The sequence below is a fragment of the Paenibacillus sp. FSL P4-0081 genome (genome assembly GCF_000758565.1).
Lineage (GTDB): Bacteria > Bacillota > Bacilli > Paenibacillales > Paenibacillaceae > Paenibacillus_AQ > Paenibacillus_AQ phytohabitans.
In genome coordinates this window covers 145452-166902 of sequence record NZ_CP009280.1, presented here as the reverse complement: position 1 = coordinate 166902, position 21451 = coordinate 145452, and the positions used below count along the sequence as shown (strand labels likewise).

Genomic DNA, 21451 nt, shown 5'->3' with positions numbered 1-21451 from the left:
CGGTCAAGGAAAGGCGATACACCCGGGGCAATGTTCTTCAGGAAGCGGTATGGGATGTTTTGACATGCTCCGTCTGCGGACAACCCGCCTAACAAAAAGACCTTCTCACCCGGCAGGCAAGAAAGTCTGAAAGTAATCTTCTATTGCCCTGGTCCCTGTAAATCTGCCATTATTCCGACAAAATACGCTTTTGCCCCTCTAAGGCACGGATCGGAGCAATATTCTGTGTGAACTCCAGCGTCCCCATATAGCGGCCGGTCTCATCACGTACTGCGAAGTAGCGGATATAGATGAATTTATCTTTGATGGCAATCCAGAAATCCTCAGCATCCTTAACGCCTGCCTTGAAATCTGCCAGCAGCTTCTCCACCACATGCACGCTTTGCGGAGGATGACAGTTCTGCACCGTACGGCCGATAACCGCCTTGGTCCGGGCGAAGATCCGTTCCTTGCCATGCGAGAAGTAGCGGACCACATCGTTCTCATCGATAAAGGTCAAATCCACCGGCAGATGATTCATCATCGTCTCGAGCTGATGAAGCGACAGCAGCCCGGTCTCAAAACGGATGAAGCCCTGCGGTGATGCAGCTTCTCCTTCTTGCTGGCTCTGGGCACCCTCCGGTTCAGCGGCACGCTCCGGAATCCATTCCTGCTCCGGCGCGGTCAGGCAGAAGCCGATTTCGTCACTTTCGCGGGCGATTTTGACCCATTCATCTTCAGTCAGCTTATCGAGTGCCATCGGCAGCAGAATATTCTCTTCTTTGAAGATCATCTCGTTGACTTCTTTAATGATCTCCTCCAGTGAAACTGCAATCTGCTCAGACTCCCCGCTATACGCGCTGAGTGCTTTCTTGGCTTCCTTAATCATATTGCGGATCCCGTCATCCACGCCCCACATTACCTTGGTTGGACCATAAATGCCGTACTTCTCTAAGTAAGGAAACAGCAGATTCTCCTTGCGGCTGTAATGCTTGTCGAGGTCGAGCAGTAGGCTCAGATCCTCCAGCAGCTTGAAGATGATCTCTTCGCTGGCGTTCTTCTTGAACTTGTCTGTGTGCAGCTCCAGCCGGAAGTTAACCAGCCGTTCAATCTCACGGTTCTCCAGCTTGAAGGTATGCACAGGATGCCCCGGCTGCTCTTCGGCCTTCGAGGAACGGTGAATTTGCTCAATTGAGCCTTTGAAGATGGCCGTATGAACGGAGCAAAGGCGCTGTACTTCCTCTACCGGAATGCCCTCCTCCGTCATCAGGGAATGCTCCATGGCAGATATCTCAGCTACAGTCACATCGCCTACCGCTTCGGCAAAACGCGCCTTAACTTCCTCTACACTTTTACCCGCATGCAGCTCCTTGATGATCTCCTTCAGCATAGCCTGGCGGCGTGTCTGCTCCGGTACATCCACTTCACGGTTATTAATCAGTTCGCTCATTATATTCTCTCCTTCTATTCAATAATCTCGAAGCCGTGCTGCTCAAAGGCCAGCCGAACGGTTTCCAGCTCTATTCTCTTTAATTTCATGCCCTTGGATAATGTCATGAACCTGCCTGCCGTCTGCAGCATTCCAGGCTTCGTTATATCATGGAAACCCAGATCGGCCATAATATCTACGGCTTCCGGGTGCCTGGTTACCAGCTCCAATATAGACTCATCTAGCTTCAACACTTTGCTCAAGATCTGCACACCTCACAATTGAGAATTCTTCTCAGCAACAGCTTAGCATAGGGCAGGGGGGTAAATTGTGATTGCAGTCACTAAGTATAAAATTACCCCACAACATATTAGCTTTTAAGGAAAAAGCTGCCCGTACGCCTGTTACAGCATAGGGACAGCTATGTATGTTAAGAATTCACAGAATTCAAGGCTTCGGCTATGAAAAGCGTACATATAAAATTCCTTTGCAGGGTGCCGCCATTCCGGCCGATCAGCTTATGTAACCTGGCGCTTAATTCAATCTGCTCCGCTTCCTTCAGCCCGATGAACCCGTTGCAGGTCCGCAGGAAGTTAATGAAGCTATCCGCGTCATCCCTGCTGTCCCAAGGATACCGGTAGACCTCCGGGGCTCTGAAATTTCCGCTGCCGGACAGCTCTGCTACAGTTCGCTCCACTCTCTGTTCAATTACATCCCGCTTATTAAACCAGAATACCTCATACTCCGCACAGACCTCGGCAATCTCTTGCTCCATCTCACTGTCTCCCTGCAGATAAAAATTCCAAAAGAGCGCGAGCCGCCCTCCCGGCTTCAGCAGCCGCCCACATTTCTTGTAACCTTCCGGCTGCGGCACCCAATGAAAGGCTTGAGCGGAGAAGATCAGGTCGAAATCCGTCTCCGGCCCAGACCAGTGCTCAAACCTGGAGGTTACAAATCGCACGTTTTTATCCCTATGCTTCTGTCTTCCCAATTCCGCCAGTTGTGGGCCCGGTTCAATACATAGCAGCTCATACCCGCGGTCCAGGAATAATTCGGAGGCTTTACCGCTCCCGGCACCGATCTCAAGAATTCTGGACTCCTTAGTCAGAGAGGCTTCTTGTACAATCTGCTCAATCAGGGCGAATGGATAACTGGGTCTATACCTATCATAGTATTCAGCCGCTTCATTGAAACGTTCGCTTTCCTTGAGCCAGTCTTTGTTCCTCATTCGATTCACTCCCTATACTTGGATAATGCTATTTACGCCAACGGTTGTGCATGGTTTCACATAATAGGGAGAAGAATCTTGTGCTATTCGCGCATAAGAAAAGCTGCCCTCACGCCTTTTACAGCATGGGACAGCAGGGAAATAGCTATAGGAGACTTGCCTTTTTACAGCGACCTGCTCAATCTGTAGGAATTACGGATATCATGCGAAATCCGCATGCTGCAGAATTTAGGACCGCACATAGAGCAGAAATGAGCTTGCTTCGCCCCCTCCGCAGGAAGCGTCTCATCATGATACTCCAGCGCCCTTTCCGGGTCCAGAGAGAGATGGAACTGGTCTCGCCAGCGAAACTCGAACCGTGCCTTGGACAGCGCATTATCCCTGTCCTGTGCACCCGGATGCCCCTTGGCGAGGTCTGCGGCATGTGCAGCGATCTTGTAGGTAATGACTCCCTCGCGCACGTCATTCTTGTTAGGCAGACCTAAATGCTCCTTGGGTGTAACGTAACACAGCATAGCCGTCCCGAGCCAGCCGATCATCGCCGCCCCGATGGCTGAAGTGATATGATCATAACCGGGTGCAATATCGGTAGTGAGCGGACCCAGGGTGTAAAAAGGGGCTTCCCGGCAAATCTCGAGCTGCTTGTCCATATTCTCCTTAATCTTGTGCATCGGCACATGCCCCGGGCCCTCAACCATTACCTGAACATCGTGCTTCCAGGCCAGCGCTGTCAGCTCTCCCAGTGTCTCCAGCTCAGCGAATTGAGCTTCGTCATTGGCATCTGCAATAGAACCCGGACGAAGTCCGTCCCCCAGAGAGAAGGCCACATCATACGTCTTCATAATCTCACATATAGCTTCGAAGTGTGTGTACAGAAAGTTCTCCTGCTGATGGGCAAGGCACCAAGCGGCCATAATCGAGCCGCCCCGTGATACGATTCCCGTCATTCTTCCGGCAGTCAGCGGAATATAGCGCTGTAGCACCCCGGCATGAATGGTAAAGTAATCGACCCCCTGCTCCGCCTGCTCAATCAGCGTGTCGCGATAGAGCTCCCAGGTTAAATCCTCGGCTATGCCGTTCACCTTTTCGAGCGCCTGGTATAAGGGCACCGTGCCGACAGGCACAGGAGAATTGCGTATAATCCATTCACGGGTGGTATGAATCTTGGAGCCGGTGGAGAGGTCCATGATGGTGTCGGCCCCCCAGCGGGTTGCCCACCGCATCTTCTCCACTTCCTCTTCAATAGAAGAAGACACCGCAGAATTTCCGATGTTCGCATTGATCTTAACCAGGAAGTTACGGCCAATAATCATCGGCTCGCTCTCGGGATGATTGATGTTTGCCGGAATAATGGCCCGTCCGGCGGCCACCTCATCCCTTACGAATTCCGGCCGGGTATTCTCGCGGATCGCGATATACTCCATTTCCGAAGTAATGATCCCTTGCCGCGCATAATGCAGCTGGGTAACATTGTTGCCCGCATGTGCCCGCAGGGGACTCCGCTGCAGCCCTGGATAAGCCTCTGCGGGCGGCCCGCCCCTGCGGATTCCATTATCCTGCGGCTGCACAGCTCTTCCGGTGTATTCCTCCGAATCGCCACGCTCCGCAATCCAGCATAAACGGTGCGGCGGCAGCCCCCTCCGAATGTCAGCCTCTTGCGCAGCATCGGTGTAAATTCCGCTTGTGTCATAGACACGCAGCGGTTCGTTCTCCTCTTCCCCGGCAACGCCCTCGGTTCTGCTGAGGCTGATCTCCCGCATCGGAACCTGAATATCCGGGCGCGAGCCCTCTACATACACTTTGCGGCTTGCAGGAAATCGGGAAAGGTCCACCTCTTCGTTCTTCATCATTTCTGGCATTCTAATCTCCTCCTCTTCGCTCTATGAGCCAATCAGATAAGATTTCACGCAGCAGACTGAGCCGAAGAATCATGTATAGCACAAGGCATCTGAATTCTTGCAAGTCAAAAAGCCGCTCCACCTGGAGCGGCTTTATCAAAGGAACAGCCCAATAAGACTGTATTCAAAAAAAGGTCCGACTCCACTTTCCTACGCTGGTATGATCCAGATCAGGTTCAAGGGTCCGGAAATTCACTTTTCCCGTCTCAGCCTATTCAGGCTCCCCTAGTGGGTATCTTATCTAATTAAATACATTCTACTGGTATAGGATTTTTTTGTAAACCCGTAAATAACAAGAACCTTCTCCGGTTATTTATCGAGCGATTCGCTCCAGTCATGCACCATCGTGCCTTCCAGGAACTTCTCGGCATCCATGGCGGCCATACAGCCGGTTCCGGCTGCCGATATGGCTTGACGGTAACGCGTATCCTGCACGTCGCCGCAAGCGAATACGCCGGGAATATTCGTCTCTGTGGTGCCCGGGTTAACCACTATATAGCCATTGGCATCGGTGTTAATCTGCCCGCCTAAGAAAGCGGTATTCGGTGTATGTCCGATAGCGACAAATACACCATCCGCTTCCACCAGCTCGGTAAGTCCCGTCTCATTGTTAAGGACGGTGATGCCCTTAACTCCGGTATCGCCGACGGTTACCTCAAGCGGCGTGCGGTTCAGTGCCCATGACACCTTGCTGTTGTCGCGTGCGCGGTCCTGCATGATCTTCGAAGCACGCAGCTCCGGACGGCGGTGCACCAGCGTTACGCTGGAAGCAAAGCGGGTCAGGAAGCTGGCTTCCTCCATCGCGGAATCGCCGCCGCCGACCACGACAATTTTTTTGTTACGGAAAAAGAATCCGTCACAGGTCGCACAGGTGCTGACCCCGCGTCCTACATTCTCCTGCTCGCCCGGGATACCCAGGTATCTGGCGGAGGCGCCGGTCGAAATAATGACCGACTCCGCTTCCAGTACACCCATTCCGTCTACAGTCACCTTGAACGGACGCTGTGAGAAGTCAACCGACTCCACCCAGCCATTCTTGAATTCAGCGCCGAAGCGTTCGGCCTGCTTACGCATGTTGTCCATCAGATCAGGACCCAGAATTCCTTCAGGGAAGCCTGGAAAGTTCTCCACTTCTGTCGTCGTTGTCAGCTGTCCTCCCGGCTGCAAGCCTTCAATTACGAGCGGGCTCAGGTTCGCGCGCGCCAGATAAATCGCGGCAGTCAGCCCGGCCGGGCCTGTTCCGATTACAATCGTTTTGTACATTACATTGGCCTCCTTACAAGTAGGTTTGTATTTACAAGTGGAAACGGCTTTATCGTCCTTTTATTAAGACGGTACCGTTTCAGCGAGAAATATAAGGATAAGTTATCGTGAGAAACGTATAGATTCTTATATTTGAAAAAAGGGTTCAAATATTGTTGGTGGACGGCGACAAGCCGTCCGTTCCCGGCAGCATGCCCTGGGTATCGCATTCACTGTCGATCCGCCGTGCATAGCGGCTTACCATGGAGACCGAGACGCCGTAACGCTGTGCCGCCTCGCGGAAGGTGACCGGACGCCCGTGCAGCCTGGCAGTCAGATACTCCAGTGCCGCACACCAGCCGCCGTCATTGCGGAATAACGGTACATCCGGATACAGGCTGCCGATGAACTGCTTCCAGATAAACTCTGCATCCTTCTTCTGCACAGCATCATATCTCCGGTCCATCATGGCCACCGTATGATCGATAATCCGCTGCCAGTCTTCCTTCCATTCAGCCGGGCCCTTGGGGCTGGAAGCCGCTTGCAACGGCTCTTCCTCAGGAGCTGCAGCTTCTTCCAGATTCTCTCCAATCAGCCGCTGCAGGCTGAACAGCGCCGCCTCCTGCAGCCGGTCCTCCTGGAGCGGCTGATGCTCCAGAACTCCGCGCAGTACCTCGGACATCTCCTCATCCTCAATCCAGCGCAGGGCTTCGGTCACCTGGAGCTTCGTGGAGGAATCGCCGTAGCGCAGCGCCCAGAAGAACGAGGCGCGCAGCAGCGGATTGTTCCGTACTTCTTCGGTGAACTTGCCTGTATTCCCCTTCCACTGCTTAAGCTGCTCCTGGAAAGGCAATTGGTAATTATAGCTGACAGCAGGCATAGGTCTGTCTTCTCCCCGGGCTTGCTGGAGCTGGGACAGGAAGAATGCCGGCACGGCCGACTCAGGGTCCAGCTTCGCAGCCTGTCTCCAGCAGCGCAGGGCTTCAGTGTAGAGGCCGCTGTTGCTGGCCGCTGCTGCGCAGTAATGATACAGGCCGGCGTCTCCGGCGACCTCTTCATCCTTCAGCAGACGCCGGAAGTGGCTGTATGCTGCAGTATGTCTGCCCAGGATGCCCATCGTCGTGGCCATTTTGAATACATGCTCCTGATGAAAAGGCACAGTGGCTTCAAGCATGCCCAGCAGAGAATCCAACTGCTCCTTGTCACCTGCATACTGCAGGAAGATCGCCATATTGCAGAGCGCATGCAGATTACCGGGGTCCTGCTTCAGCACCTCGTTCAGGCATTCCTTCGCTTTGGCAAACCGGCCCATATAGAAATAAGCGAGGGCCAGGTTATTATGCGCAGCCAGAAAGTCCGGCGAGGTCGCAATGATCTCTTCCAGCAGCTCTACGGCCTGGGGAAACTTGCCCTCCTCCAGCAGACTGCGGGCCCGGTCATGCTCGACCACACCCTCACGGCTGCGGATCCGCACAAGCGGAGCAGGACGGTTCAGCTCATATTGCAGCAGCTCCATCAGCTCTTCGGATTCGGCCATGAACTCGCCGCTGGCATCCTCTTCCAGATACGTGACCAGCGAACGCTCCGCCTCTTCAAAGCTTTCCATATTGGCGTAATTATTAGCCATATAGAAATGACATTCGGTCATTGCGGGATCAATCTTCTCCAGTACATGGGTCAGAATCTCATTAGATGCTGTGTAATTACCCATCTCAGATAATATACCCGCCATGTTGCAATGATTCACCGGATTATCCGGCTCATATTCAACAGCTTTGCGAAAATTCTTTAATGCCTTATCATATTGAAAGCGGTCAAGCGACCGTACGGCTCTTTCAAAGAAAAAATTGGCATCCAGAGTGACCGGAATCACATTACCGCTGTCCGTATCATTCTCTGAAGTTTTCTCAATCATGGAAGCAAGGCACCTCCCTTTGTAAGCTTCCCTAGCCTAACGAAAAATAGGAGAGCGGCATCAAATATATACCCATACTCCCTGTCTTAAGTGTTCTTTTCGTTTCCATTTATGGACTTGGCTGTCTTCTTCACACAGTATACCACATGTGGTAGTGAGATTCTCACCTGGGAGGAGAGTTAAGGGGAGGTAAACGCTTGAAAAGTTGCTGCTGCAGCATAACTGTAAAAAAGAAACGCAGGGACTATATCCCCGCGTCTCTAAATAGCTTGTCTATGGAACCGCCTTCGATGATAATACGTGTGGCTTCTGCCAGCATAGGTGCAACAGAGAGCACCGAGAATCTGCTGGAATGCTCATCCGGCAGCGCAATAGAATCCGTGACGACAATTTCGTCGATATTGGGATGATCCATCCGCTCCAGCGCATCTCCGGAGAACAGCCCGTGCGTAGCACAGACGATGCTGTTCCGGGCCCCGCGCTCCTTCAGCCCTTCTACCACATTGACGATCGTGGTCCCCGTATCAATAAGGTCCTCAATAATAATCGGCGTTCTTCCCTCAACGTCTCCGATGACATGGGTAATCACCGATTCGTTATGAGCCGGACGTTTCTTGATCATGATGGCAAACGGAGAGTCCAGCCGGCTGGCCAGCTTCTCAGCCATGGAGGCGCGGCCTGCATCGGGTGATACGACTACCAGATCGGAGAGGCCTTTGATCTTCAAATAGCCGCTGATCAGATCAAGCGCAGTCAGATGATCCACCGGAATGTTGAAGAATCCCTGGATAGCCGCTGCATGCAGGTCAATAGTTATCACGCGGGTAGCTCCTGCAGTGGTCAGCACATCGGCAACCATTTTGGCCGAGATCGGCTCACGCGGCGCAGATTTGCGCTCCTGCCGGGCATACCCGTAATAAGGAACGATAATATTCACTGTTCTTGCCGATGCGCGTTTGGCAGCGTCGATCATGACCAGCAATTCTACAAACAGCTCGTTAATCGGATGAGCCAGGGATTGCACCAAAAATACGTCGCAGTTCCGGATGCTCTCTTCATAATGCACATAAATCTCGCCGCTCTTGAAACGTGTCAGCTTAATCAGGCCCAGCGGTGCGCCAAGGCGCTCCGCAATATCAGCGGCCAGCTTCGGATTCGACGAACCGGAAAAAATACGTAATTGATGATGCATAGTACCCTCCTGGGATTATAATTTAAACTTCGAACGCAAGTGGAAACGGCTTTGCCGTCCTTGTATGGACGGTACCGTTTCAGCGAGAAATAGAAGGATAATATATAGCGCGAAGCCTATACATTCTTATATTTGGACGGATGTGCGGCGGCGTCCTTCGAACACAGCCAGTTCACGGAAGCCCGTGCGCCACAGCATTTCCCGCGCCTCCTGTAAGCCGTCTCCCAGCTTCAGAGGGTCATGGGCGTCTGAGCCCACGGTGAGCGGAATGCCCAGGGCATACGCCTGCTGAAGCACATGCTCAGCCGGGAACATCTCGGCGCAAGGCTTAGTGAGTCCCGAAGCATTCAGCTCCATCGCGATTCCGCTGCCGGATATAACCTTGAGCGTCTCCAGCTCCAGTGCTCTGGCCTCGGCTCTTCCTTCCGGAGTCTGCGGCCCGTAACCGAACCTTTTGATGACATCCATATGTCCTATAATATCATATAATCCCGATAACGCCGACTTCTGCACTGCATCATAATATCGGCGGTAGACGCTCATCACTTCCTGGCCTTCCCAGCCATGGGTCTGCCGGTGGTCCGTAATATCCCATTCTCCGAGAAAATGCACCGACCCGATCAGATAGTCCCACGGATAGGGTGCTAAAAGCTCGCGGATCTGCTCTTCATATCCCTCGATATAATCCGCTTCAAGCCCCACCCGCAGCTCAATCGTTCCGCGGTAGCGCTCCTTCAGCGTAAGACATTCCTCCACATAACGCGGAAGCTCCGCAAGCGGCATAGCCATCTCGGGATAATAGTGCTCCGGATCTACATGGATAAGCGGCAGATGATCGGACAGTCCAAGCTGCTGCAGTCCGAGCGCGATGCCGCGCTGCACATACTCTTCAAGCGTCCCTACGGCATGGCCGCAGCGCTCATGGTGGGTATGGTAATCAATACGCATGCTGAACCTTCCTCCTAGTCCCGGCGAGGCCGTTCATGGCGGGCACTCAGCTCTTCCATAATCTCATCCAGCGGAAGCTTCCGCTCCTGCAGCAGGACCAGTAAATGATAGATCAGATCGCTGACTTCAAGGCGAAGCTCGGCATTATCTTTATTTTTGGCGGCGATAATAGTTTCGGAGGCTTCTTCGCCGACCTTCTTGAGAATCTTGTCGACGCCCTTATCAAACAGATAAGTAGTATACGCCCCTTCCGGACGGTTCACTTCCCGCTCGGCAATTACGCGCTCCAGCTCACCCAGTACAGCAAAGCGGTCATGGCCTGCTGCTGCCGAGTTAACTGTACCTCCAGCTGCTTCAGCTGTTGCCGGTGAATCGAGGGGAATCTCGCGGAAGAAGCAGCTGTTCTCACCCGTATGGCAGGCCGGTCCTTCCGGCACAACTTTCACCAGTAGCGTATCGCTGTCACAATCGTAATGGATGGAGGTGATGGCCTGGGTATTGCCGGAGGTTCCGCCCTTATGCCAGAGCTCGCTACGCGAACGGCTCCAGAACCAGGTCTGGCCGCTCTCAAGAGACAGCCGTAGTGACTCCGGATTCATATAGGCGAACATTAATACTTCCAGGGTACGGGCATCCTGCACCACTGCCGGCAGCAGGCCGGCTTCATTCCAGCGGATGCCTGACAATGCCTCCTGCTGGATCTGCGCTATATCTTTCTTGTCCTCGCTCATCGGATCTCTACCCCTCTTTGCTTCAGATCAGCCTTCAAATCATGAATGGCAATCTCTTTATAGTGAAAAATAGTTGCCGCAAGCCCGGCATCTGCCTTGCCTGCGGTAAATACATCATAGAAATGATCAATTCTTCCCGCACCGCCGGAAGCAATTACGGGAATGCTCAGCAGATCGCAGACTGCTGCCGTCAGCTTCAGATCGAAGCCGTCCTTCGTGCCGTCCGCGTCCATGCTCGTAAGCAGGATTTCGCCCGCTCCCAGCCGCTCAGCTTCCTTGGCCCAGGTAAGCGCCCGGATACCGGTAGGCGTACGTCCGCCGTGAGTGTACACTTCCCACTCGCCCCAAGCTTCATTATATTTGGCATCCATCGCCACCACAATGCACTGGGAGCCGAAGTGGCGGGCGCCTTCAAGAATCAGCTGCGGATTATTGACAGCTGCCGTATTAATGCCGATCTTGTCCGCACCGGCGCGCAGGATCCGCTTCATGTCCTCGGGTGTAGAAATCCCGCCGCCCACCGTGAATGGAATAGCAATCTCCCCGGCAGTCTGCCGCACGACCTCAACCATAGTCGCCCGCCCTTCCACTGAAGCGGAGATATCCAGAAATACCAGCTCATCTGCACCTTCGCTATCATATAAAGCCGCCAGCTCCACCGGATCTCCGGCATCGCGCAGATTTACGAAATTAACGCCTTTTACCACCCGCCCGTCCTTCACATCCAGACAGGGGATAATCCGTTTGGCTAACATCCAAGACCCCTCCTTCACAGGCTAACAAAAGTAATTACTAAGCCCGTAACCCCTACGCCTTACCCAGCGCCTGCAGGGCTTCAGCCAGATCAATATTGCCGGTGTAGAGCGCCTTGCCGACAATCGCTCCACCGATCCCGCTGCCGCTATGTACGCTCAGACGCAGCAGATCGTCCAGGCTGGTAACACCGCCGGAGGCAATTACGGTTTTGCCGCTCGCCCCGGCCATGGACAGAATCCCCTCCACGTTCGGTCCCTGCATCATCCCGTCACGGGAGATGTCTGTGTAGATGAAGGTCTCTGCACCTTTGGCTGCCAGCTCCTTGGCCAGATCCTCGGCGCGCACCTCGGAGGTATTCAGCCACCCATGCGTAGCCACATAGCCGTTACGGGCGTCAATACCGATCGCTACCTTATCGCCATACTTCGCGAGAACCGCCTCTGTAAAAGCATAATCATTGATCGCCGCCGTTCCAATAATGACCCGGCTGATGCCAAGACCCAGCAGCTTCTCCACATCCGCAAGCGTGCGGAGACCGCCGCCGACCTGAACCGGAACATTGGCATTCCTGGCAATGGCTCCGATGATGGCATCATTAACGGGATGCCCGGCCTTAGCGCCGTCCAGATCGACCAGATGGATAAACTGTCCGCCCTGCTCTTCCCAAGACTTGGCCACCTGAACCGGACTGTCGTTATAAATGGTTTCCTGGCTGTAATCCCCCTGCTGCAACCGGACACATTTGCCGTCACGGATATCAATCGCCGGATATACGATAAAAGAAGACATGTAGCGCTCCCCGCTTTCATTACAATTTGCAAATATAGTTATTCAGGATTCACGCCTGCTCTCTTCGAAGCCGCAGGAAATTCCCCAGCAGCTTGATGCCAAGCTCACCGCTCTTCTCCGGGTGAAACTGCATGCCGTACACATGGTTCCGCCCGACTATAGCCGTTACCGGATGTCCATAATCCGTGACCGCCAGCAGGTCGCTGTCGCTACCTGCAAGCACATGATAGGAATGGACGAAGTAGACATGCCCTTCTTCAAGGCCGGTCAGAAGCGGACTCTCCGGCTGGAGGAAGCCCAGCCTGTTCCACCCCATATGCGGCACCTTGTAGCCGTCACGGGGTGCGAAGCGTACCACCGAGCCCGGCAGAAGATCCAGCCCCTTATGCTCGCCATGCTCCTCGCTGCTGCTGAACAGCAGCTGCATACCAAGGCATATACCCAGCAGCGGCTGTCCCGCTTCAGCTGCAGCCTTAACTACAACATCCATTCCGCTCGCCCGCAGATGCTCCATCGCATCGCCGAATGCACCGACACCCGGCAGGATCACGCTGTCTGCCGCCAGAATCTCACCGGCATCTGCCGTCACCAGACTCGTATACCCCAGGCGTTCCACCGCCTTGCTGACACTGTGCAGGTTGCCCATGCCGTAATCGACGATTGCAACGGTCATGCTACAGCACTCCCTTCGTTGAAGGCACACCCTTCACCCGGGGGTCCACTTGTGTCGCTTCATCCAGCGCCCGTCCCAGTGCCTTGAAGACCGCTTCAATCATGTGATGGGTGTTGGAGCCGTAATGCACAATGACATGCAGCGTAATTCTCGCTTCCAGCGCAAATTTCCAGAGGAATTCGTGAACCAGCTCCGTAGAGAAGCTGCCTACCTGCTGCGAAGGATACGTTGCCCGGTATTCAAAATGCGGCCGGTTGCTGATATCAATCACTACCTGAGCCAGTGCCTCATCCATGGGGATGAAGACACTCGCATAACGCTTGATGCCTTTTTTGTCGCCAAGCGCTTCCCGCAGCGCCTGTCCCAGACAGATACCGATATCCTCAACCGTGTGGTGGTCATCGATATCGATGTCGCCCCGCGCCTGTACGCTCAGATCAAACTGTCCATGCTTGGTGAATAGATCCAGCATATGATTCAGAAAAGGCACATCGGTCTCCAGCTCGGAAACTCCGCTGCCGTCCACAGCAAAGGTCAACGCGATGTCCGTTTCGTTGGTTGTACGGCTAAGTCCGGCCTTGCGCAGCGCCACTTCATTATTATTGTTCTCCATTTCCGTCTCCACCTTTCGCTTCGTTCTCCAGCCGGATTTCTATTGCGCGGGCATGGCCTTCCAGGCCCTCACGCCGGGCGAGCTCCATAATCGCCGCCCCGTCCCGCAGCAGTGCTTCCTTGCTGTAATAGATCAGGCTGGATTTCTTAATGAAATCATCCACGTCCACAGGCGAGGAGAACCTTGCTGTGCCGTTGGTCGGTATAATATGGTTCGGTCCGGCGAAGTAATCGCCGACCGGCTCCGAGCTGTACGGACCCAGGAAGATTGCCCCGGCGTTCTCAATCGCGCCGGTCAATGCCATCGGGTCGGCCACTACAATCTCCAGATGCTCCGGCGCCAGCCGGTTCACAATGGAGATGCCCTCCTCGAGCGATTCCACGACGATAATCGCGCCGTAGTTCTCTACCGAGGCCCGCGCGATAGCTTCGCGCGGCAACGTCTGCAGCTGCCGTTCTACTTCGGCAGCAACGGCCTCCGCGAGACGCTGCGACGGCGTCACAAGGATCGCCGAGGCCATCTCGTCGTGCTCGGCCTGCGAGAGCAGGTCGGCCGCGACGTAGGCGGCCTCGGCGGTATCGTCGGCAAGCACGACGATCTCGCTCGGTCCGGCGATGCTGTCGATATCGACAGCGCCGTAGACCTCGCGTTTGGCCAGGGCCACGTAGATGTTCCCTGGCCCGCAGATCTTATCGACCGGCACGATCGATTCCGTGCCGAAGGCCAGGGCGGCGATCGCCTGCGCGCCGCCTACGCGGTATATCTCGTTTACGCCTGCCTCAGCGGCGGCAACGAGAATATAGGGATCGATGCCTTCGAAGCCGCCCGTCGAAGGCGGTGTAACCATCACGATCTCCGGCACGCCAGCGATCTGTGCCGGAATAACGTTCATCAGCACCGAGGAAGGATACGCTGCCTTGCCCCCGGGAACATAGACGCCCACCCGCTTCAGCGGGCGGATGATCTGTCCGAGGATCGTGCCGTCCGGCTGCAGATCCATCCAGGAATTGCGCTTCTGCCGCGCATGGAACGCACGGATATTGACAGCTGCCGCCCGGATTGCCGTCACGAAGGACTCCTCTACCCGGCCATAGGCGGCCTCTAGCTCCTCCTGCGTTACCCGCAGCTGCGCAGGCGTCAGCACTGCGCCGTCGAAGCGCTCCGTATACCGGAGCAATGCCGCATCACCTTCCTGTTTGATACCGGCCACGATTTCACGTACCGCCTTGTTCTGCTCCGGCGTGCCGTATTCCACTTCACGCTGCAGCTTAAACTCCTTACTGGACTGGACCTTCACCGCTGCTTCCCCCCTGAACTTTCTATTTACTAGCTAGGCTCAGCCGTAACTACGGATAATGTTTGGACTTCCGCTCCTACAGTTCCAAACTTCCCCTTCGTCACTTCTATCCTTTTTTCATCTCTTAAAGTTTAATCTGTATAGCTTATTTAATCTGCAGCTCCGGGCCTGCAATCACGGCCTGCAGGCGGTCACACAGCTGCTGGATTTCCTCATTCTTCATCCGGTAGCTTACCCGGTTGGCCACCAGGCGGCTGGTAATTTCGAAGATACTGGTCATTTCCACCAGCCCGTTATCCTTCAGGGTCTGGCCGGTCTCCACCATATCCACGATCCGGTCAGCCAGTCCAATCAGCGGCGCCAGCTCAATCGAGCCGTTCAGCTTCACAACCTCGACCTGCTGGCCCTGCTCACGGAAGTACCGTGAGGCCACGTTCGGATATTTGGTCGCTACCCGCTGCTGGATGCCCGGCTGCCAGTTCGGGAGTCCGATAATCGACATCCGGCAGCGGGCGATTCCCAGATCAAGCAGTTCGTACACATCACGGTTTTCTTCCAGCAGTACATCTTTGCCGACAATACCGATATCCGCTACACCATACTCTACATATGTAGGCACATCTACCGGCTTGGCAAGAATAAACTCCATTCCGGCTTCCGGCAGTGAAATCACCAGCTTGCGTGATTCTTCCCCGTCCGGAGGAATCGGCAGTCCCGCCTTGCGGAACAGCTCTGCGGCTTTGTTGTAAATCCGGCCTTTCGGCATGGCTACCTTAAGAATCTGTGCCATTCATACCCGCCTCCATTTCAATTTCCGCTACATACTTGCAGGGATTACTTGAGTTCACATGTTCCTTCATTTCACGTATTGTCACCTATTGCTTCATTCCACATTTATGAGCTCAGCCATGCTCGCTGATAAAAGACACAAACGTATAAATCTCTCCGTAACGTTCACCCTCTGCCTCTACGGTATCCGTATCCAGGCGCTTCACAACCTTCAGCTCTTCCGGGCCTGCCGCCAGCCGGGTTACCACAGCGTGGCCCTCATTCCGCAGCCGGGCCGCCTCAGCAAGACCTTCCTGACGCCGCAGGGCATCGTACTGGACCAGTACCGGCAGTTCTTCCTCTTCGGTCACTCCGGATACACCATCCAGAATGCGGTTGGTCTTCAGTGAGAAGCCTGTCGACGGAATCGGGCGTCCAAACTGCTGAAGCAGATTGTCGTACCTTCCGCCGCTGCACACCGGGAAGCCCAGCTCCGAAGCATAACCTTCAAACGTCATGCCCGTATAATAGGAGAAATCACCGATCATCGTCAGATCAATCAGCACATGCTGAGAGACGCCGTATGCGACAAGCACCTCCCATACCTTGCATAAATGCTCAATGGAAGCGCGTGCCAGCGGATGGCTGCTGAGCTCCAGCGCCTGTCCGCAGATTTCCTTGCCTCCCCGCAGCCGCAGCAGTCCGTCCAGTTCCTTCTTCTGGGCTTCCGGCAGTTCCAGGCGGCGCAGCGTCTCCCGGAAAGCGACATAATCACGGCCCAGCAGATGACTCTTCAGCTCTTCCTGGGCCTGCGGGAGGCCGGATACCGCTTCCTGGAACAGACCGTCGAGGAAGCCTACATGCCCTATCGCAATTTTAAAAGATTTCACTCCCGCGGCCTCCAGCGAGGCAATTGCCAGTGCAACGACCTCAGCATCCGCCTCTGGTGAATCATCTCCGACAAGCTCCACTCCGGTCTGGAAGAATTCTGCTTCCCGGCCGGCCTCCTCTTCGATAGCACGGAAGACATTGGCATGATAGGACAGGCGCAGCGGCAGCGGTTCGTCCTTCAATAAGGAGGAGACTACGCGGGCAACGGGCGCTGTCATTTCTGAACGCAGCACGAGTGCCTGACCGCGGTTATTCAGTAATTTATACAACTTCTGGTCTGACGTGGAACTGGCCACACCGACCGTATCGTAATATTCAAGGGTGGGGGTAATCATCTGGCGGTAGCCCCAGCGGCTCATGCAGTGCAGCACATCGTTCTCAATCTTGCGCAGCTTCGTTACCGCACGCGGGAGATAATCCCGTACGCCGGCAGGCTTTTCGAATCCCTTTGGTTTGGACATCTTCACTTTTCACCTCATCAGATATCATAAGAAGCATCTTAAATCGCTTTAATATGGTAAAGTGGTAGTAAACTAAAGCAGTGGTAATATCGTATCACGGACTATCCTTTTGCGTCAACAATCTCCTTCTATACCCGCCGGTTTCGGAAGCTTGGACTATATATGTTAAGCAGCGCCTATCCATCCTCTCTTTGCCACCGTGATTACCTGCGAATATAATAAGCTGTAGAACATGAACTTCAGAATGTTTCATACGAAATATATAATATAATTGTACTTTATTTCCTGCATTAAGTATTCCCGGTATCTATTTCAGAGCAGAAAGAAGGACTGACGGCTTGAGTACATCCTATATGATCGGCGTTGATATTGGAACCACCAGCACCAAGGCTGTCCTCTTCGAGGAGAACGGAACAATCGTCACACAGAGCAACCAGGGCTATCCGCTGCATCAGCCTTCCCCTTCTGTAGCAGAACAGGACCCTGGTCAGATTCTGCAGGCTGTCCTGCACACTATCTCTTCAGTCATGCAGGACAGCCACGTCCCTCCTGGACAGGTTCTGCTTGTCTCCTTCAGCTCGGCCATGCACAGCGTGATTGCTGTAGATTCTTCCGGCAAACCGCTTACCGCCTGCATCACCTGGGCCGATAACCGGAGCAGTGCAGCTGCCCGGCGGCTGAAGAATGAACTGCACGGGCATGAGCTGTATATGCGGACAGGAACACCCGTCCATCCGATGTCTCCAATTACCAAGCTGATGTGGCTCGGTGAGGAGCATCCGGAGCTGTTCAGCCAGACCCATAAATTCATCTCCATTAAAGAATATATCTTCTTCAAGCTGTTCGGCAAATATGTAATTGATCACTCCATTGCCTCTTCTACAGGTATGTTCAATCTGGAGAAGCTTGACTGGGACGCTGAGGCGCTCCGTATCGCCGGAATTACTCCAGAACGTCTATCAAGACCGGTGCCCACCACGCAGATCCTGCAGGGGCTGCTTCCGGGACTTCCGGAAGAGCTTGGACTTCTGGCCGCCACACCGTTTGTCGTAGGCGCCAGTGATGGTGTCCTGTCCAATCTGGGGGTCGGTGCCATAGAGCCGGGGGTTATTGCCGCGACTATAGGAACCAGCGGTGCCATCCGCACCGTGGTCGACCGGCCGCTGACCGACCCGAAAGGGCGGACCTTCTGCTATGCACTAACGGACAAGCACTGGGTTATTGGCGGACCCGTGAATAATGGCGGCATGCTGTTCCGCTGGGTGCGTGATGAGTTCGCCGCCTCTGAGGTAGAGACCGCGAAGCGCCTCGGTATTGATCCTTATGAGGTTCTAACCCGGATCGCCGAGCAGGTACCGCCAGGCAGCAATGGCCTGCTCTTTCATCCCTATCTGACCGGTGAGCGTGCCCCGCTGTGGAACCCCGATGCGCGCGGCTCCTTCTTCGGACTGAGCATGAATCACCGCAAAGAGCATATGATCCGCTCTGTGCTGGAGGGTGTCATCTTCAATATGTATACCGTCCTGCTCGCTATGGAGGAAATTATCGGCCAGCCGGGCAGAATCCTGGCTACCGGCGGCTTCGCCCGCTCCGCTCTATGGCGGCAGATGATGGCGGACATATTTGATCAGGAGGTGGTAGTCCCTGAGAGCTTCGAGAGCTCCTGTCTTGGCGCCGTTGTCCTCGGGCTGTACGCCATCGGCCGGATCGATTCCTTCGATTCCGTATTCGGCATGATTGGCTCGACCCACCGCCATGAACCCGACCAGGCACATGCCAAAGTCTATAAGCAGCTGCTGCCCATCTATATCTCCGTATACCGCAGCCTCGAAGGCCAATATCAGGCGATTGCCGATTTCCAGCGCGAACAGGCCGGAGAGTAGTCTGCAATCCTGCCAATATATGAATAAAAGCGCCAACTGGCCCGCATCTGCGGCCAGTCGGCGCTTTTATCATTCTGGATTTGAAGTCCCCTTCATTACTGCATTTCAAGGCACCCAGCTACACTGTTGCTTTAGGCGCCCGCTTAACCTTCTGCGGCCCAGAGCCAAAGAGTACCCATGCCGGCTTCACATAACGGAAGACGAGGGCGACGACCAGCCAGGAGCCGGCGAAGGCTACCAGCCAGCCCCCGGCAATGGCAGCCGTGTAGGCAAGTGATCCGCCGTGCAGCGGCAGCTTTCTATAGAAGAAGAGCAGCGCCGGATGCAGCAGATATATCCCGAAGGAACAGGCGCCGGCAGAGATCAGCAATCTTGCCAGCAGGCTTCGCCCCGCTCCGTACAGCAGGAAGGACAGCTGGAACAGCACAAGACAAGAGAGCAGCGCATGAAGATTGGAGAAGCCTTCATACCATAGACTGTTGATGACCGTCTTCTTCGTATAATTGTTGAACCACAGCTCCACATGAACGATTCCTGCAGTGGCCCATATGAACCACAGCACAATCCAGCTTGCCCCCTTACCGGAGCGCCACCCTTCGCGTGTAGGAATCAGCCACTTTTTCAAAGAGCTGTAATATACCGCAATCGCTGCACCGAGCAGGAAATAAGAGAAGTACGTAATTGCAAGACTGCCCTTGGACAGCTGCCAGTATCCGTGATTAGCCATATATTTGTTCAGCAGCACGAATCCCCACTGTAAGGCCAGTCCGATGAGCGGTGCCCACACCGCCAGACGGCGGACCTTCTGCAGACACCAGAGCATGAGCGGGAACAGTACATAGAACTGAATTATGATAATAATATAGTACAGATGGGTATACGCCGTACCGGTCCACAGATATTTGCCGAATTTGGCCGCCTGCTCATTAAGAGGCATGCCCCATGTATGCCCGGCAGTCATTTTCAATATAAAGTACAGCACCGAGAAAACAAGATAAGGCACAATAATATAAATCAGCCTTCGGCTATAGAATTTCGCGAGAGTCTTCCCGCCAAGCGGACGGTCAATATAATTGTAGAACAGCACGAACCCGCTTAGGAATACAAACGAAGGTACAGCGAACTGGCTGAACTTGTTTATGAACAGAAACGGATGAAACAAAGAGGTATCCAGTGTTTCCGCCAGTGTCCGCGAAGTGGCGTGAATTGCTATGACCGCAATAATCGCTATCGCCCGGAATACATCAAGCTGCGGTATTCTTTCCTTTTGAGCCATTATCTTCCCTCCTGCCTAGACCCTCATCCCTGATGCCTGGGTTGGGGTCTGTTGAACTCTCATGATTTACTGATATCTTTACCTTCGAGCACTCTATTGGTGCTCCCGTGCACAGGCTTGTCCTTCACCGTAGGGGCAAGTGAACGCGGTACACTCCCGAATGCCACCCAGGACAGGCGGATGCGGCGGAACGCAAACTGCACAAGCATCCAGCTTCCTGCCAGCGCCGCAGCCAATCCCCCGTAAATATAGAATACATAGGTTAATGAATCTGTAGGAATTCCCGTTCCGAATCTTCTATACACTGCAAGCAGCAGAGGATGGATCAGATACACCGCAAATGAAACCTCACCCAGCCGGGTCAAAATAGCAACGATCACCTTCGGTGCCCTGCGGTAGATAAGAAAGGTGGCATACAGCAGCACCAGCGCTGACAGCATCGTATGTACATTCCAGAGCAGCTCGTACCAGAGCGAGTCCGTCCATATCCCGAAGTGGCGGGCTCTATACCATAATTGTACATGCGTGAAGGCTGCTCCGAGCCACAATGTAACAAGCAGCAGGATAAGCACTTTATACCTGGCAGCCAGTTCACGCCAAGGCTTCATCAGCCACAGCTTGATCGCTTCGAAATTAATGGCGATATAGGCGCCCAGCATATAGTATGCCAGATACGAGATCGACAAGCTTCCTTTTTCCACAATATGCAGCTGATACTTGTTCCAGATAATGAATACCCACTGCAGCGCAAGTCCAATCGGAAAAGCCCAGCGCACCCACAGCCGTGAGCTCTGCAGCAGCTTAAGCAGCAACGGAAACAGCAGGTAGAACTGGATGCTGATGAATACGAAATACAAATGCGCATACGCCGAACCCGTAAATAAGGCACCCAGGAAGCCGGAGATGCTCTCTGCCAGAGGCTGTGTCAGCTTCCCATTCACGTACAGGGTCAATCCGTAATAGCCGATGGATACCAGCATATAGGGAAGCAGAATGTACTTCAGCCTGCGGCGGTAAAAGCTTCCGATCAGGCTCCCCGTCACGGGCCGCCCGTAATAATTATAGAACAGCACAAAGCTGCTTAGAAAAATAAACGACGGTGTACCGAATTTAAAGAAGATGTTGATCCAGTTTAACCAATAATAATAGGGTGACTGGAGTGCCAATTCTCCGGCCGCAAAAGATGATGAGTGGACATGCAATACGCCCAATATCGCCAGAGCACGGTAAATATCCAGCTGGGGCAGACGTTCCTGTTTTGCTGCATTCACTTTAAGATTCCTCTTCTCTGCTATGATGGCTGTTCATAGACGCCAAGCGGAAGTGATACCTATCAGGAAGTCTGCCCCTGCTGATTATTTCATTCTGATATGTGCTGCGCGTCCGTATGCGGAAGGATCCGCTCCTGCACTTACAAGTATATCGCCAATATATACTCGCCGAACACTTAAAGGTTGCTTAAGATTGCTTAATTGCCTCAGG

General features: G+C 54.0%; 19 protein-coding genes and 1 riboswitch. Of the genes, 1 reads left to right on the top strand and 18 read right to left on the bottom strand.

Annotated features, from left to right (window positions below):
• Positions 1 to 169: 169 nt before the first annotated feature.
• From P40081_RS00820 to P40081_RS00745, 16 genes are all read right to left on the bottom strand, one after another.
• Positions 170 to 1429 carry a DUF438 domain-containing protein gene (locus P40081_RS00820; RefSeq protein WP_042132749.1) on the bottom strand — a complete coding sequence of 420 codons (1260 nt, stop codon included), beginning with the start codon at positions 1427 to 1429 and terminating at the stop codon, positions 170 to 172.
• Between the two features lie 14 nt (positions 1430 to 1443).
• On the bottom strand, positions 1444 to 1671 hold the full coding sequence (locus tag P40081_RS00815) for a DUF1858 domain-containing protein (protein WP_042132748.1): 228 nt from the start codon (positions 1669 to 1671) through the stop codon (positions 1444 to 1446).
• 167 nt (positions 1672 to 1838) lie between these two features.
• Complete coding sequence (locus tag P40081_RS36070; protein ID WP_052421606.1) at positions 1839 to 2636, bottom strand: class I SAM-dependent methyltransferase; 798 nt, start codon at positions 2634 to 2636, stop codon at positions 1839 to 1841.
• A 164-nt stretch (positions 2637 to 2800) separates the two neighbouring features.
• Complete coding sequence (gene thiC, locus P40081_RS00805; RefSeq protein WP_144026042.1) at positions 2801 to 4495, bottom strand: phosphomethylpyrimidine synthase ThiC; 1695 nt, start codon at positions 4493 to 4495, stop codon at positions 2801 to 2803.
• A 169-nt stretch (positions 4496 to 4664) separates the two neighbouring features.
• Positions 4665 to 4771, bottom strand: a riboswitch (TPP riboswitch).
• 72 nt (positions 4772 to 4843) lie between these two features.
• Positions 4844 to 5797 (bottom strand): thioredoxin-disulfide reductase, encoded by a 954-nt coding sequence (gene trxB, locus P40081_RS00800; protein ID WP_039302384.1) that lies wholly within the window; start codon positions 5795 to 5797, stop codon positions 4844 to 4846.
• Between the two features lie 145 nt (positions 5798 to 5942).
• On the bottom strand, positions 5943 to 7691 hold the full coding sequence (locus P40081_RS00795; RefSeq protein ID WP_042132747.1) for a tetratricopeptide repeat protein: 1749 nt from the start codon (positions 7689 to 7691) through the stop codon (positions 5943 to 5945).
• Between the two features lie 244 nt (positions 7692 to 7935).
• Positions 7936 to 8883 (bottom strand): ribose-phosphate diphosphokinase, encoded by a 948-nt coding sequence (locus tag P40081_RS00790; protein ID WP_039302378.1) that lies wholly within the window; start codon positions 8881 to 8883, stop codon positions 7936 to 7938.
• 126 nt (positions 8884 to 9009) lie between these two features.
• Positions 9010 to 9831, bottom strand: a complete 822-nt coding sequence (gene hisJ, locus P40081_RS00785) for a histidinol-phosphatase HisJ (protein WP_042132746.1) — start codon at positions 9829 to 9831, stop codon at positions 9010 to 9012.
• Between the two features lie 14 nt (positions 9832 to 9845).
• Positions 9846 to 10562, bottom strand: coding sequence for a bifunctional phosphoribosyl-AMP cyclohydrolase/phosphoribosyl-ATP diphosphatase HisIE (gene hisIE / locus P40081_RS00780; RefSeq protein ID WP_042132745.1), 717 nt, complete (start codon positions 10560 to 10562; stop codon positions 9846 to 9848).
• Positions 10559 to 11317 carry an imidazole glycerol phosphate synthase subunit HisF gene (gene hisF / locus P40081_RS00775; protein WP_039302370.1) on the bottom strand — a complete coding sequence of 253 codons (759 nt, stop codon included), beginning with the start codon at positions 11315 to 11317 and terminating at the stop codon, positions 10559 to 10561. Before hisF ends, hisIE begins: the two co-directional genes overlap by 4 nt.
• A 52-nt stretch (positions 11318 to 11369) precedes the next feature.
• Positions 11370 to 12107 carry a 1-(5-phosphoribosyl)-5-[(5-phosphoribosylamino)methylideneamino]imidazole-4-carboxamide isomerase gene (hisA, locus tag P40081_RS00770; RefSeq protein ID WP_042132744.1) on the bottom strand — a complete coding sequence of 246 codons (738 nt, stop codon included), beginning with the start codon at positions 12105 to 12107 and terminating at the stop codon, positions 11370 to 11372.
• A gap of 49 nt (positions 12108 to 12156) precedes the next feature.
• Entirely contained in the window at positions 12157 to 12780 is a 624-nt protein-coding gene (hisH, locus tag P40081_RS00765; RefSeq protein ID WP_042132743.1) for an imidazole glycerol phosphate synthase subunit HisH, read from the bottom strand.
• 1 nt (position 12781) lies between these two features.
• Positions 12782 to 13393: an imidazoleglycerol-phosphate dehydratase HisB gene (gene hisB, locus P40081_RS00760; RefSeq protein WP_042132742.1), complete on the bottom strand. Its 612-nt coding sequence runs from the start codon at positions 13391 to 13393 to the stop codon at positions 12782 to 12784.
• The gene (hisD, locus tag P40081_RS00755) at positions 13380 to 14690 is read right to left on the bottom strand and encodes a histidinol dehydrogenase (protein WP_042132741.1); all 1311 of its coding nucleotides are present in this window, start codon (positions 14688 to 14690) and stop codon (positions 13380 to 13382) included. The genes hisB and hisD overlap by 14 nt, the downstream gene beginning before the upstream one ends.
• A gap of 145 nt (positions 14691 to 14835) precedes the next feature.
• Positions 14836 to 15480: an ATP phosphoribosyltransferase gene (hisG, locus tag P40081_RS00750; protein ID WP_039302355.1), complete on the bottom strand. Its 645-nt coding sequence runs from the start codon at positions 15478 to 15480 to the stop codon at positions 14836 to 14838.
• A 112-nt stretch (positions 15481 to 15592) separates the two neighbouring features.
• A complete protein-coding gene (locus P40081_RS00745) occupies positions 15593 to 16810 on the bottom strand; it encodes an ATP phosphoribosyltransferase regulatory subunit (RefSeq protein ID WP_042132740.1) in 1218 nt (405 codons plus the stop codon).
• A 353-nt stretch (positions 16811 to 17163) separates the two neighbouring features.
• On the opposite strand from P40081_RS00745, the gene gntK reads away from it, so the two are divergent.
• A complete protein-coding gene (gntK, locus tag P40081_RS00740; protein ID WP_042140615.1) occupies positions 17164 to 18693 on the top strand; it encodes a gluconokinase in 1530 nt (509 codons plus the stop codon).
• 118 nt (positions 18694 to 18811) lie between these two features.
• Here gntK and P40081_RS00735 read toward each other — a convergent pair whose 3' ends face one another.
• Together P40081_RS00735 and P40081_RS00730 are read right to left on the bottom strand one after the other, a co-directional pair.
• Positions 18812 to 19969, bottom strand: a complete 1158-nt coding sequence (locus P40081_RS00735) for an acyltransferase (RefSeq protein WP_042132739.1) — start codon at positions 19967 to 19969, stop codon at positions 18812 to 18814.
• 59 nt (positions 19970 to 20028) lie between these two features.
• The gene (locus P40081_RS00730; RefSeq protein ID WP_042132738.1) at positions 20029 to 21240 is read right to left on the bottom strand and encodes an acyltransferase; all 1212 of its coding nucleotides are present in this window, start codon (positions 21238 to 21240) and stop codon (positions 20029 to 20031) included.
• Positions 21241 to 21451: the final 211 nt, after the last annotated feature.